We start from the raw sequence: 13,252 nt of genomic DNA on the forward strand, positions 1-13,252 counted from the left end.
CGCGGATCCACGCCGAACTCACCGACGCCGGCCTGCGACACGGTCGTAAACGCATCGCCCGCCGGATGCGCGCTGCCGGGATCCGCGGCAAGAGCCCACGCCGCTGGCAGCTCACCACGATCACCGATCCGCACGCGGCACGCCGGCCGGACCTGATCGGCCGGGACTTCACCGTCGATGCAGCGCAGGTCGACACCCGTTGGTGCGGCGACATCACCTACATCCACACGTGGCAAGGGTGGCTGTACCTGGCCACCGTCATCGACCTCGCCTCACGCCGGATCGTGGGCTGGGCCGTCGCCGACCACCTCCGCACCGACCTGGTCGACGCCGCCCTGACCGACGCCCTCACACGACGCCGGCCCGCCGACGGACTGGTGTTTCATTCCGACCGCGGCTGCCAGTACACCAGCGCCCAGCACGCCCGCCTCGCCGCCCGCAACGGGGTACGGCTCTCGGTCGGCCGGCGCGGCCAGTGCTGGGACAACGCCGTCGCGGAGTCGTTCTTCGCCACCCTCAAAACCGAACTCATCCACCGGCAGGCCTGGCCCACCCGTACCGCCGTCCGGCAGGCGATATTCGCCTACATCGAAGGCTGGTACAACACCCGCCGCCGCCATTCCAGCCTCGGCTACCAAAGCCCCGCCACCTACGAGGACAACACCAACCTCCGACCGCTGACCGCGCTCAAGGTAGCTTGACGATCAACACATAGACCCTGTCCGCCAAATCGGGTCAAGCCCAGCCGAAGCGGCGCCGGAATCTGGGGGGATCCACTGCGCCCCGCGATTGCGGGGATGATCCGAGCAGCAGGCAGATGGTCATTAAGTTCAGGAACTGCTCCCCGCGCACGCGGGGTTGTTCCGGTGACCGTTTTGCCCAGGCCGGTGGCCATCTCCTGCTCCCCAGCGCACACGGGGATAATTCCATGGCAGTGCCATCAGCAGTACGGCAGGCCTCCTCCCCGCGCACGCGGGGGTGATCCCTGGAAGTGGCTCCTGATCGGGGCCGCCGTCGGCTCCTCCCCGCGCACGCGGGGTGATCCCAACTCAAAGCGGTCGACCCGGGTGTTCTCGGAGCTACACCCGCGCACGCGAGGGCATCCACAGCCGCGCCGCTTCGATCGAGCGGACCTTGCCCTGCTCCCCGCGCACGCGGCGGGGTGAGCCCACTGACGCGCTCGACATCTGGATGCCCTACAACCACTCCCCGCGCACGCCGGGGAGTGGTCCTCAGATGTGCCGGCCTGACACGAGGACTGGACTGTTCCCCGCGCACGCGGGGGTGATCCCTCGCAGAGGAACGCGCCCGCGAGGTGCCTCGCCGCGGACCAGGACGCCCACGGCAAACGCCCGCACCGGGTCCTGGCCGACAAGGCGTACTCGTCGCGGGCGATCCGCTCCTGGCTACGCCGACGCAGCATCCGCGCGACCATCCCGCAGCCCTCCGATCAACAGGCCCACCGCAGGCTGCGAGGCAGCCACGGCGGCCGCCTACCGATGCGTCGAAAGGTATGGCGTGACGAATGTTGCCGGAGCAGGCCGTAACGGCGTGCCGATAGCCCTCCCATAGCGAGAGATCACCCTGCTCTATTGGCGGCCGATCACGCGACCGCAGCGCCCGCCGGTTGAGAGGTCTATGGCGAGAGATTGTTTACCGACATCACATCGGTCGATCTGCCGCAGACCTGTGGGGCCGTAGTGACACTTGTGGCGACTGTCTTCACAGGCGACCCGTGGGGGGCGTTGGTTTCGGCCTTTACGGACGGTCCTGGCGTCCGGGAGGAGGATGCGCGGCCCGCTGATCGTCGCTGCATAACTCGTGCCGCAGTCCGAGTGTTCGGTCATCCATTGGTGACGGAAGGGCTGTAGATGCGGAGGCAGGATTCTCAGGCTTTCGTGGTGCCGGTGGGTCGGCGTCGGGGACGGCGGCCGCGTTATTTCACAACGATGGCGTTGGCGTGTGTCCTGGCAGTGCTGGCAACGTTCGTCGCGGTGCCGCCGGCCTCTGCCACCGGTGTGGTGACGGTGGTGAATCCGTTTGGTCAGGTGGGGCCGACGGGGGTGGAGTACTCCCGGGTGATGTCGGCGCAGGGTGGTACCGCGCCTGTACCGCTCGGAAATGCGGTTCGGGCTACGCTGCCTGCGAGTATTCGTTGATCAGTCCGTTGAGGATCTTCCTGCGGCGGACCCGCACCGAGGCGAGATCAGCGACGGCGGGCCCCGTGTCCGTGGCCTCGGGTGGGCGTTGGTCGCGGCTCTGGCGGGGCCGGTGTCCGTTATAGTGCGCGACGAACTCACCCAGGACAGCCAGCAGGTGACGCGGGTGGTAGATCAGCATCCGATCAAGACACTCCCGGCGCACCGTGCGCACCCAGCGTTCCGCGTAGGCGTTCGCCCGCGGCGCTCGCGGCGGGCTCCGTAATACCTCGATGCCTTCGCTGGTGAAGACCTCGTCGAACACGGTGGTGTACTTGGTGTCCCGGTCGCGGATCAGGAACCGGAACTGCCCGGCCCGCTCCCCCAGGTCCAGCATCAAGTTGCGGGCTTGCAGCGCCACCCAGTCCCCGCTCGGGTGGGTGGTCGCGCCGAGGATGTACACCCGGCGGGTGCCGATCTCCATCAGGAACAGCACGTAGATGCGGGTTAGCCCGATTGTGTCGACGTGCAGGAAATCGCAGGCCAGGATCCCCTTGGCCTGCGTGCTCAGGAACTGAGTCCATGTCGGCCCGGTCCGCCGCGGTGCCCGGATCCACCCCGGCCTTGGTCAGAATGGTCCACACGGTGCTGGCCGCCACCCGGTAACCCACGCCGACCAGTTCACCCTGGATCCTGCGGTGGCCCCAGCCCGGGTTTTCCTTCGCCAGGCGCAGCACCAGCGCCCGGATTGCCGCCTGGACCGGTGGGCGGCCTGGCCGGCGCCGGGGATAGGTCCATTTCCCGGCGATCAGGGTGCGGTGCCAGCGCAGCACGGTGGCCGGCGTGACCATGAAAGTGGCCCACCGCCGGCGGGGCAGCATCCGAGCCAGGGCCGAGAGCACCGCCCGGTCATTCGGTCCCAGATCCAACCGTTTGACCTGACGACGCAGCACCGCGACCTGGTGGCGAAGGACCAGGATCTCGACCTCGTTCGCCCGATCGCCTCGCAATCCCAGAACGATTAACTGCAGCACATGACAAAGGACCAGGTATCCGAACGGCAGGACCATGCCGCTCAGCCTGCCGCCCATCGAGCAACCGGCAGCGCACAGAACCGCAGGTCAACCCCGAAACTCTGTTTTCGAGCGGTACAGGGTCCGGGAAACGGACTTGGAGCAATCCAGGCACCGCGCCCGGGCCCGACCCAACAGCCTGGCCTGGCTGACCGCGCACCGCCGCCTGGCCCGCGACTACGAACGCGACCCGGCCGTCTCCGAGGCGTTCGTCCGCTGGGCCGCGATCAACACGATGATCCGCCGCCTCAATCGCGGCCGACCCGCCAAACGACAGACCCGACGCGCGCTGAACCCGCCCGAATGACCACCCTCTCAAACACTCACTAAAGCACGTTCACGACAACCAGACGTGGTTTCCAACGGCTCACTCCTTATCGGCCACTTCGCTGTGGTATATGATTCGGCAACTGCCCCGCGGCGGCTAATGCAGACGTCCCAGTTGTCGAGTCGGGAGGTGCGGCCATCGCTCCCTGGTCGATCCCGCGCCAGCAGCGCGGCAAGTTGTTCGCGCTCATGCGGGATGCATACAGCAGCCGTGGCGCCCTGGACAGGCTCTTCTACCTGTTGGACCGTGAGTTCGATTCAATCGCTGCGGAATGGCGCGACCACGAGGACCTGATACTGGGCCTGCTCAAGACCGCCGAAAAGGACGGGTGGGCCGATGAGCTGGTTCGTGCTGCCGTTGACGGCCGGCCCAAACATGTGGGACTCCGGGAGTGGACACGGGACAACTTGCCTACGTCGGACGAGCTCGGTCCAGCTGTCCGCGGCCACATTGCTGCTCCGGTCATCACTTTCGACCTCAACGAGTTGCGCAAACTCTGTGAGGAGGCGGTGGGCAAACAAGCTCAGCTGACGCTCGACTCGGTCAAGATCAGCGTAGGTGCCGCGACATTCTTCATCAGCCAACAAGGGGCTGAACGACTTATCACTCTACTGGTCGAGGCTACACCGCTAGTCGAGGACGCAGAACGGGCAAACTTCCTTCGCATGGCAGGCCGGACACAAGAAGCGGTACACCCACGCGTAGCGGGCGTCCTTGCGTTTGGCTTCACTAGCACCGGGCTGCCATACCTTGTCCAGATGGTCGACCAGCGGGTTGAAAACTATCCCCTCTCATTGCCGGCGCATGACGTAATCGACATCGGCGCAAAATTAGCGGACGCCCTCAGCGTCGCGCATAACTGGGGCACCACGTTTGGCGAGATCGACGTCTCCCATGTACTGCGCGGAGCGGACGGCCAGCCGATCCTAATCTTACCGCATTTACCGATGTCTAGTGGCAATGGGCAAGTGGCCCTCCGCCCACACGAAGAAGTTTTCCGGCTCGGCGAGATACTGATGACTATGCTCCCCGCCGATCTCGACGATGACTCAAGCTTGGAGGAAAAGCTGCGGGGTTTACTATCGAGTGCGATGCGAGGGGATCTGATCGCTGCGGCGCTTCGTGACCGGCTGAAAATCCTGCAGATGGAGTCTGCTCCGGCTCGAGTCGGTGTCCAGGCACTAACTCAGGTACCGCTTAACGATGGCCCACTACACGGAACAGTGTCCATTGTCACCGGTGATCTGTTTGACCAACATGGAGACATCGTTGTGGGCTTCAGCGACACCTTTGACACAGCCACGGCGGGTAGTCGGATCATCAGCAGCGCGAGCCTTCAGGGCCAACTTGTCGATCGCATCTTCGGCGGCGATGTCAACGAACTGGACAGGGCCCTGGACAGCGCGCTCGCCGAGGTGCCGGTGGAATCGGTGGAAATTCGAGATGCGAAGCCGCTAGGCAAGCTGCGGCGCTATCCGATTGGCACAGTAGCAGTTCTTGAACGTGAAGGTCGGCGGATCTTCGCCGTGGCCTTCAGCCGCATGGGCAACAACTTGACTGCGGGCTCGAACGCCGGCTTTCTCCGTTGCAGTCTGAATAAATTGTGGGACGTCATGCGGCCGCATTGCGCTGGCCGAACGGTCGCTATGCCAGTAATCGGCGCCGGTCTTTCACGAATGGGATTGAGCCGCCAGAAGCTGCTTGAGCTCATTATATATTCCTACCGTGAGCGCGCCCAAGTCAATCCTGCATGCGGCGAACTGCGAATCGTTGCACACCCTTCAGATCTTGCTGACGCTGATTTGCTTGGAATCGAGTGAGGCTTCGCAGCGGGATGAAGAACATAGGCTTGTTCAGCTCCCGAGCGTAGACGATCTCCTGCATCACGCCGGTCGCAATTGCAGCGTCCGGGCTGGCGATAACAGCAAATGCGGCACACTTCGCGATGCGCGGAAAGACTTCTCTCTGCCACGCAGGGCAGTGCAGCTCTGGCCCTGACATCCATGTCTTGAGTCCCGCAGTGTTTAGCCACGACACGAGGGCATCCGCTGCGGCCCTGTTTCGCCGACTGTGGCTTACGAAGATGAAGCCGTGACCGATCGCGGGCATCCCAGCGTTCAACGTCTATCACCCCATCCCTACTCACCGGCTGCGAGGTCGATGGTACAGGGCCGCGAGCCGAATGACTCTGCCAGTTGCTGGTCAGTTGCGAAGCTTTCGACGTTGAGTCGTCAGGCACGACGATGCGATTGGATATGCGCTTCTCTGCGCCTCCGGCTGAGGTTGGTGGCTGGCGCGGTCACACTCCCGCTCTCGCTGCTGCGACACTACCGGCGGTACGTCACCACGAAGTCGTTCCTGGGTAACAGCTTTAGCGCAGCTTGTCCGGAATTCCGGGCCCGCATGGCGGCCGGAACCACGACGCCAGAGGTCCCAGATGACCGCTATCGTCATGCGGTGGCCAAGAGTCAGCGTCAGAGAGAGACCGTGGACGGCAGCGTGCCAGCTGCAGACCCGGCGGGGTCGAAGGACGCGAATACTGCGGCGGGCGAGCCAGAGGCCCAGTTGCCCTCCCTCAGATTGTGGAGCCTGCCGGCTTCCATGGCTGTCGTCCTACTTACCGCCATCCTGCTTGTTGCTGGTCTCTTCCTGAGTGCGATGTGGTACGCCAGCTTCCCGACGATCCGGCGGGACGGCGTCGTCACCACAGCCACGATCTTCGAACTCTTGAAGATTGTGTTCGCGGTTGTCGCTGGCCTTGGCGGTGTGGCGGCCCTTGTAGTCGCGTATAGGAGACAACGTGTAGCGGAGCACGCCAGCAGGCTTGCAGAATTCTCTAACAAGCTTGCTCATGCCGCTGACGCAAGGGCGGAATTCGCCAGGGAGCTATCTCGGACCGCCGATGCGCGAGCTCAGATCGAATCAGAGCGCAATGGCGTTCGCCTGTTCAACGAACGTTTCACCACTGCCTCCGAGCAAATAGGCTCCGACAAAGCGGCGATCCGACTCGCAGGCGTCTACTCTATGGCGGGTCTCGCGGACGACTGGAGTGACGGTCGTCAGACTTGCGTTGACGTCCTTTGTGCGTATATTCGGATGCCTTACGAGCCGCCACATGAGACTCGTCCCGAGAACGATACTGACGTTTCCGCGTACCTGGCTGCCAAGCAGGAGCACGAAGTTAGGCAGACAGTCATCCGCCTGATCTCCAGCCACTTAAAGGGCACTTCTGAGGTGACGTGGCAAGGTCTGAACTTTGACTTCAGTGGCGCAGCTATCGACGGCGCTGACTTCAGCGGAGTTACCCTAGAAGGCGGAAGCATGACGTTCGACAGAGCCACCGTCTTTAGACGTACTTCTTTCCGCAAGGCCAGGTTTGCAGGCACCAAACTTTCATTCCGCGACATGCGGGTGAGGTCGGCACTCCACTTTCAGGGTGCCACGTTCGTCTCAAGTGAGACAAACTTTTCCCACGTTTGCGTGGATGGTGGCGTACTTGACTTGTCGGATGCCAGCATCGAGGCTGGCAAGTTCGTGTTCCTTGAAGCCAACTTCGAAAGTGGGAACATCTCGTTCGAGCGTGCGGTATTCAATTTGGAAGTCGCATTTTTCGCAGGCGCAGAGTTTTGGCCAGATTCCCGAGTCAGCTTCGAGGGCGCCAAGCGCCAGAATGCGGGCGTGCACACGGACTTCTATCGGGCAATGATGCATGGAGGCATGGTGACTCTGCCAAACGGAGAAGTCACACGTGAGCAGCCAGAGGCCACCGACTTCCCGGTGATTGACTCCGAAGAACAATCCACCCATTAAGGCACGCGTGGCCAAGGACGCTCCAGGGTATGTGGCCGCAGCTCGGCGCACAAGATGTTCCCCGCCTGTGCCGTGCCAAAACCTCGCCGAATGGCCTGTGACCTGCGGCTCGTTTGATCAGGTCAGGCGGCTCGTGAGTACTGGTTGACCACGCCGCCGAGTACTCGTCGTCGCCGTACCGGTGCGTCGATCGCGACGGCGATAGCTGGATCGTGATTCGGCGGGTGCTGGTCGAGGCTCTGATGTGGACGGTGATCGTTGAAGTGATTCTCATACTCGGTAAGGACGCTGCGAGCGTGCCGCTCGTTGTAGATCAGCACCCGGTCGGTGCACTCATCGCGGACGCTGCGGACGAACCGTTCCGCATAGCAGTTGGCCCGCGGCGTCCGCGGTGGAGTCCTGACCACCTCCACGCCTTCGGCGGCGAATACCTCGTCAAAAGCGCCGGTGAACTTCGAGTCTCGGTCACGGATCAGGAACCGGAAGGACGCGGTCCGCTCACCCAAATCCATGACCAGGTTGCGGGCCTGCTGGGTGGTCCACGCGGCCGTCGGGTGCGCGGTGACGCCAAGAATGTGCACCCTCCGGGTGGCGATCTCCATCACGACCAGCACGTACAGCCGCCGCAAGGTGATGGTGTCGATGTGGAAGAAGTCGGTCGCGAGTAACCCGGACGCCTGCGCTCGCAGAAAGGTCCGCCAGCTGGTGTCGGACTCGCGCGGCGCCGGGCCCATCCTGGCACCGGCGACGATCCGGCGGATAGTGCCGGCGCCGACCCGGTGACCGAGCCCGACTAGTTCTCCTTGCACGCGGCGATGCCCCCAACCGGGATTCTCGCGGGTCAGCCGCAGAACAAGGCCGCGTACCTCGTCGCTGATCCGCGGGCGCCCGGGTCGGTTGGGGTAGGTCCATTGCCGGCTGACCAGGCGCCGGTGCCAGGACATCAGCGTGGCGGCGTGACGATCCGATGCCGCCACAGCTCACGGGGAAGACTGCGGACCAGAGCGGAGAGCACGGCCCGGTCCGGCCAGGATAGGCGCGGTCGGCCGACCTGGCGGCGCAGCACGGCGACCTCGTGACGCAGCACCAACAACTCGGCGACCGTCGCCGTATCGCCGCAGGTTACCTGCGGCAGCCGGGCCAACGCCGAGAACACCACCCGATCGGCGGGCTCGAGATCCAGACGTTTGACCTGACGGCGCAGCACCGCGACCTGATGGCGAAGGACCAGAATCTCGATCTCCTTCGTCTGCTCACCCCGCAGGCTCAACACGACCACCTGCAGCACCTGTCGCAGGACCAGGTATCCGAAGGACACCACCATGCCAGTCAGCCTGCCGCCCATCGAGCAACCGGCGACGCACAGAAACGCAGGTCAACCCCCGAAACCCCATTTCCGAGCGGTACAGGCAGAACCCGAGCGTCGCCAGCATCTACCGGGCCCTCGCCGAGCACGAGAAGACCCGGTCCTACCCCCGACGCGGTCGAGCAGGCCAAAACCGAGTACGCCACCTCGCTGAGGGCGCCGGTGGCGCGCGTCCCCGCCAGGATGACGGCCCCGATGACGCGCTGCCCAAGCGTCGGCTGGCTCAACTGCCGCAGGACTCCAGGCCCGGACCGCCGAGCGTCGAGAAATACGACCAGCTGCTCACCCAGGCCAACCGGTGAGCCGGCTGACCCGCTGGGCCTGGCCGCCCGGCGCCCCACGCTTCACGCTTCACGCTTCACGCTTCACGCTTCACGCTTCACGCTTCACGCTCACAATCGTCGGCCGTCGTCGTTCGGCAGGAGTCCGTAGGCCTCTGAGATCATGGCGTAGAGCCGACCGAGTTTACCGAGCACAGCCCGGTGTGAACGATCGACCGGAGTCAGAGCTATCGGTCGCGATTGAGGACGCGGCGGATCTTCAGCTTCCCTGGGCACCAAAGCAGCGTCGCACGTCGGCACTCATTCGCCGCAGAGACCGGGCGCTCGGCCTCATCTCCACCCGCACGAGCTCTCCCGCCGACACTCGCTGTAGTCACTGTTGGTGACATAGCGGCCTGGGCCGCAGCGACGCTGGATCTCAGCCGGGAGGTTAAACGACAAGCTCAACGCATCTTCCAAAACGAGGTCAAGAGTAGTTTCTGCCCGTTGCTCGACTCGTTGCGCACTCGGGAGGCCACGAGCCGATAGGTCGGCCACGACCCCGGACGGGTGGTCCTCCAGTTCCTTTGTTTTGTCCCGTGAGGTAGGCATATGAAGGTCCCGTTGCAGCGGAAAAGCGCTCGTGTCCGGGCGGCACTGTTTTGCCTACTGATGGTGGCTATCCTTGCGACTGTTGTGGCGTTCGGCCGGGCTGTTTTCGTCGGCTTCGACAAGGACATGTGTGCGCTCCTGGTCGCCCTGGCGACTCTCGACGCCTCGTTGGCCGCTGCTCTCTGGCCGGAGAAGACCGCACTGTCACCTGAAGATCTTGCGGACGACCTGGCCGGAACAGTTCGACTGCAATGGTTGGAGGAGGTGCAGGTACGAAGGCTGCGAGAGCCGGGCATTCTGCCGCTCACCTGGGCCGCGACGGGTCGGGAAGGGCTCAGCGACACGTCCGCGCAGGCGGTGCACCTAGGGGAGGACGTTCGGCTTCGCAAGCTGCGGCTGCGCGGCCGACTCGACGGCACGTTCGACGATGTCATCCGGCAGTTGGCCGAGGGCTACCAAAGCCTGGCGGAGGGTCGGCTGGTGCTGTTGGGCGAGCCGGGCGCGGGAAAAAGCGTCCTCGCGATGCTGCTCGTCCTCGGTCTTGTGGAGGGGCGCGCCAAGGGTGCGACGACACCCGTCCTGCTGACGGCCTCGGCATGGGATCCGCTAGCCGAGTCGCTGGACGACTGGATCGTTCGTAGCCTCGCCACGTCATACTACAATGGACAGGAGGAGACGCCTCGCAAACTGTTGCGGTGCGGTCTGCTGCTACCCTTCCTGGACGGTCTCGACGAGATCCCCGAGTCGGCTCGACGAAGCGCCGTGCAAGAGATCAACGTCGCTGTCGGAAACGATCGGCCGGTGGTGGTCACCTGCCGGTCGGTCGAATACACGGATATGATCATGGGCGGTGCGCCCGCCCTGCGCCGGGCTCCGGTGGTAGAAATCCAAACCCTGGCGGTTCCTGATGTCATCGGGTACCTGCGTGCGATCACCTGGCCGCCGGAGACTGACTGGACGCCGGTCTACGAGCACCTTGAGCTGGTGTCCGAACCGGATCAGGTCGCCGCGGCACTATCCACACCGCTCATGGTGTCACTCGCTCGACTCGTCCACGAGCGGGGCGGTGGGGATCCGGCGAAGCTGCTGGACCGGACGCAATTCGCCTCCAGGCACAGTATCGAGGACCACCTGATCGGTCGACTCGTCGAGGCCGAGTACGCACCGAGGTATTCCGCGCCCTGGCAGCCCTCCGCGCGTTTCACCGCCGAGCAGGCGGACCGATGGCTGCGCTTCTTAGCCGGACACCTGCACAGTCACGGCGGGCGTGACCTCGCGTGGTGGATGCTGAGCCATCGGCTACTGACACCCTGGGCCGCGCCGGTTGTCGGCATCGTCTCCGGAGCCGCACTGATGGCCGTCGTGACCGTGAGTTGCTACCTTTTGGAGGAAGAGCAATACCCTGGGATTCTTTCTGAGTTCCTCACCACCGGGGCCTTCGCCGGTGGACTCTTTGCGCTGCTCTGCATGGTGATCTGGTATGCGACGGCCGGGCGGGCGCCGGGACGGCTCGTCTTCTCCAGCCGTGGCTCGGTCGGTCGCCTGCGTCGTGGCTTTCGGAACGGCATCGCATCCGCCGCGATTCCGGGAGTGCTGACCGTGGCCGGATTCGTTGTCTTCGGCATGGCCGAAGGCTGGTCCCTGGCGGTCGTCTACCGGTCCGCGCAAATCGTGGTGATGACGCTGACTCTGCTGCTCATTGTAGGGCTGGCGCTTGCCGTGCACAGCTGGTTGGATGCACCGCCGGAGCGCTCCGCCCGGGCCGGGCCGGTGCGATATGTCCGGCAGGACCGTGCCTCATCGCTGGCCGGTGCAACCGCCGCGGGTGTCACCATCGCCGTCCTGATGTTCCCGGCTCTGGTGCCCAGCTCCACCGTCGGCCTCATGCTAGGTCAGGCCGTCAGTGGTGCACCTGCAATGTCGATGGGATGGTCCCGACTCAGTGCTCTGTCCGCTGCCGGAATCGGCTTTTCCTGGAATTCGGTCGGCGACCCGATGGCGATCTTCGCCGCGCTAGTTCTGCCCGGTGTCGTCTTCGCCTGGCTGGTGCTGTTGACCCGGGCGTGGCCCCGCTTCGTTGTGGCGCGGTTGGTGCTCGCAGCGCAGGGGAAGCTTCCGATGAGACTCATGGATTTCCTCGGTGATGCCCGGGATCGTGGACTCCTGCGGCAGTCGGGGGGCGTGTACCAGTTTCGGCACATCCGGTTTCAGGAAAGGCTAGCCACCCGGCAGTCGGCGGGCGGGCTGGCACCCGCTTTCGGCGTCAGGCCGGTGTATCGCCGCGTGCACGTGCCGGTGGCCCTAGCGGCTACGGCGGCCTTCGTGTTCACAATGGCCCACCTCACCCCGGACGACCGGGTGCGTGCCGTTTCGCCGCGATCCTCGCTTACCTTGGACCACGTGGCCCTAAATCGGACGGGCACGGTCGTGGCCGCGTCGGCGGTCGGCGGTGTCCTGACAGTGTGGCGGCGGGACACCTGGGCCACCATCGCCACCGGCACCCTGTCCGGCACAATCACAGCGCTGGCGCTGAGCGAAGACGCCAAGATTTTGGCCGCCGCGGTGGGCAGCGTGACGTACGTGTTTCGCACGGCGCGGCTGAGCGGTCCGCCGATTGCCGTGTTGCGACTCCGGGCGGACTCGCCCATGACGCACGCCGACGTTGTCGCGATCACGTCCGCGGACGGCGGCGACATCTGGGCTCTCGGAACATCGCTGGGTGACGTCGAGGTGTGGGAAACGAAGGCCGAGAAGCTCGTCGCGACCATGAGCTGGAAGCCGACAAGCGACGGTCGCATGTTCATGGACAACTCTCCCGTAGCGGCGGTTTCGGTGCGGCAGCACGGAAATTGGATCGGCGTGGTGACCAGTGAATTTACCGACGGGCTGATGTACTCGCCTTACGTACGCAGTGGGTCCCGGTTCGTCCGCAGCCGGATCCGGGGGGCGGCCGGCGCCATCGAGCTAAAGGTGACCGACCCTGCCTTCTATACACCCGTCGCGGTGGCGAGCGCGCCGGAGCCCCTGGTCGTGGTCGCCTACAGCGGTGCCAAGATCTACCTGCTTCGGCACCCGGCGGCACTGGCCACGGTGATCGACGTCGGCTACAGCGAGGAACAGATCGGTGGGCTTGCGCTCAGCGGGGACGGCCGTGTAGTGGCCGCCGTCGTGTCCGGCGTTGCCCACCTCTGGGACGTGCCGGCCGTGGCGCTCTGAGAGGGCGGTTTGTGAGGTTTCTGTAGTTCGTCATCGCTCGATGTCGTGACGTTCGAGCTGCGCCGGTGCCCTGCTGGCAGGTGCGTGGGTTGAGCTGGTCATGGGCGAGCGGAAGGCGTATCCGAGTGACCTCACCGACGAGCAGTGGGCAGTGGTGGGCCCGTTTTTGGACGCGTGGAAAGCGAAGCATCCATCAGTGTCGGGGCATCAGGGCCGCTACTCGTTGCGGGAGATCCTGAACTCGATCTTCTATCAGAACCGGACCGGCTGTCAGTGGGCGTATCTGCCGCATGACCTGCCGCCGAAGTCCGCGACGTACTATTACTTCGCGTTGTGGCGTGACGACGGCACCGACCAGGCGATCCATGACCTGCTGCGCTGCCAGGCCAGGGAGAAGGCAGGCCGCCGGGAGGACCCGTCCGCGATCATCTTGGACACTCAGTCGATCC

At 64.6% G+C, this 13,252-nt stretch carries 10 protein-coding genes and 1 pseudogene; 6 read left to right on the top strand and 5 right to left on the bottom strand.

What is annotated here, in order from left to right:
- Positions 1–701, top strand: a 701-nt coding sequence (locus LDL48_RS42630) for an IS3 family transposase (protein ID WP_225260912.1), incomplete at its 5' end; no start/stop codon positions are given.
- A 1,432-nt stretch (positions 702–2,133) separates the two neighbouring features.
- On the opposite strand, the gene LDL48_RS42640 is transcribed toward LDL48_RS42630, so the two are convergent.
- Positions 2,134–2,634, bottom strand: coding sequence for an integrase core domain-containing protein (locus LDL48_RS42640; RefSeq protein WP_225260913.1), 501 nt, complete (start codon positions 2,632–2,634; stop codon positions 2,134–2,136).
- 193 nt (positions 2,635–2,827) lie between these two features.
- Positions 2,828–3,229, bottom strand: a pseudogene (locus LDL48_RS44910) (hypothetical protein); the annotation flags it as partial.
- Positions 3,230–3,308: 79 nt separating this feature from the next.
- Here LDL48_RS44910 and LDL48_RS42650 point away from each other — a divergent pair.
- Entirely contained in the window at positions 3,309–3,518 is a 210-nt protein-coding gene (locus LDL48_RS42650; RefSeq protein ID WP_225260921.1) for a hypothetical protein, read from the top strand.
- 173 nt (positions 3,519–3,691) lie between these two features.
- On the top strand, positions 3,692–5,359 hold the full coding sequence (locus LDL48_RS44915) for a macro domain-containing protein (RefSeq protein ID WP_225260920.1): 1,668 nt from the start codon (positions 3,692–3,694) through the stop codon (positions 5,357–5,359).
- On the opposite strand, the gene LDL48_RS45315 is transcribed toward LDL48_RS44915, so the two are convergent.
- Complete coding sequence (locus LDL48_RS45315) at positions 5,280–5,648, bottom strand: toll/interleukin-1 receptor domain-containing protein (protein WP_225260914.1); 369 nt, start codon at positions 5,646–5,648, stop codon at positions 5,280–5,282. The two genes, LDL48_RS44915 and LDL48_RS45315, sit on opposite strands and share 80 nt — an antisense overlap.
- A gap of 348 nt (positions 5,649–5,996) precedes the next feature.
- Here LDL48_RS45315 and LDL48_RS42665 point away from each other — a divergent pair, with 348 nt between their 5' ends.
- Positions 5,997–7,349 carry a pentapeptide repeat-containing protein gene (locus tag LDL48_RS42665; protein WP_225260915.1) on the top strand — a complete coding sequence of 451 codons (1,353 nt, stop codon included), beginning with the start codon at positions 5,997–5,999 and terminating at the stop codon, positions 7,347–7,349.
- Between the two features lie 122 nt (positions 7,350–7,471).
- Here LDL48_RS42665 and LDL48_RS42670 read toward each other — a convergent pair whose 3' ends face one another.
- Both LDL48_RS42670 and LDL48_RS42675 read right to left on the bottom strand, forming a co-directional pair.
- A complete protein-coding gene (locus tag LDL48_RS42670; protein ID WP_225260916.1) occupies positions 7,472–8,293 on the bottom strand; it encodes an integrase core domain-containing protein in 822 nt (273 codons plus the stop codon).
- Positions 8,293–8,694 (bottom strand): hypothetical protein, encoded by a 402-nt coding sequence (locus tag LDL48_RS42675; protein WP_225260917.1) that lies wholly within the window; start codon positions 8,692–8,694, stop codon positions 8,293–8,295. The genes LDL48_RS42670 and LDL48_RS42675 overlap by 1 nt, the downstream gene beginning before the upstream one ends.
- 893 nt (positions 8,695–9,587) lie before the next feature.
- On the opposite strand from LDL48_RS42675, the gene LDL48_RS42680 reads away from it, so the two are divergent.
- Together LDL48_RS42680 and LDL48_RS42685 are read left to right on the top strand one after the other, a co-directional pair.
- Positions 9,588–12,803, top strand: a complete 3,216-nt coding sequence (locus LDL48_RS42680) for an NACHT domain-containing protein (RefSeq protein WP_225260918.1) — start codon at positions 9,588–9,590, stop codon at positions 12,801–12,803.
- Positions 12,804–12,903: 100 nt separating this feature from the next.
- A partial coding sequence (locus LDL48_RS42685) for a transposase (protein WP_225260919.1) occupies positions 12,904–13,252 on the top strand: 349 nt, incomplete at its 3' end.

Origin of the sequence: Jidongwangia harbinensis, from assembly GCF_020216025.1 — a bacterium.
GTDB classification, from domain to species: domain Bacteria; phylum Actinomycetota; class Actinomycetes; order Mycobacteriales; family Micromonosporaceae; genus Actinoplanes; species Actinoplanes harbinensis.

What these genes read in the sequence shown, in the direction of transcription:
- LDL48_RS42675 (WP_225260917.1), bottom strand. Translation starts at nt 8,694, where the DNA reads ATGGGCGGCAGGCTGACTGGCATGGTGGTGTCCTTCGGATACCTGGTC.
- LDL48_RS42670 (WP_225260916.1), bottom strand. Translation starts at nt 8,293, where the DNA reads ATGTCCTGGCACCGGCGCCTGGTCAGCCGGCAATGGACCTACCCCAAC.
- LDL48_RS42680 (WP_225260918.1), top strand. Translation starts at nt 9,588, where the DNA reads ATGAAGGTCCCGTTGCAGCGGAAAAGCGCTCGTGTCCGGGCGGCACTG.
- LDL48_RS45315 (WP_225260914.1), bottom strand. Translation starts at nt 5,648, where the DNA reads ATGCCCGCGATCGGTCACGGCTTCATCTTCGTAAGCCACAGTCGGCGA.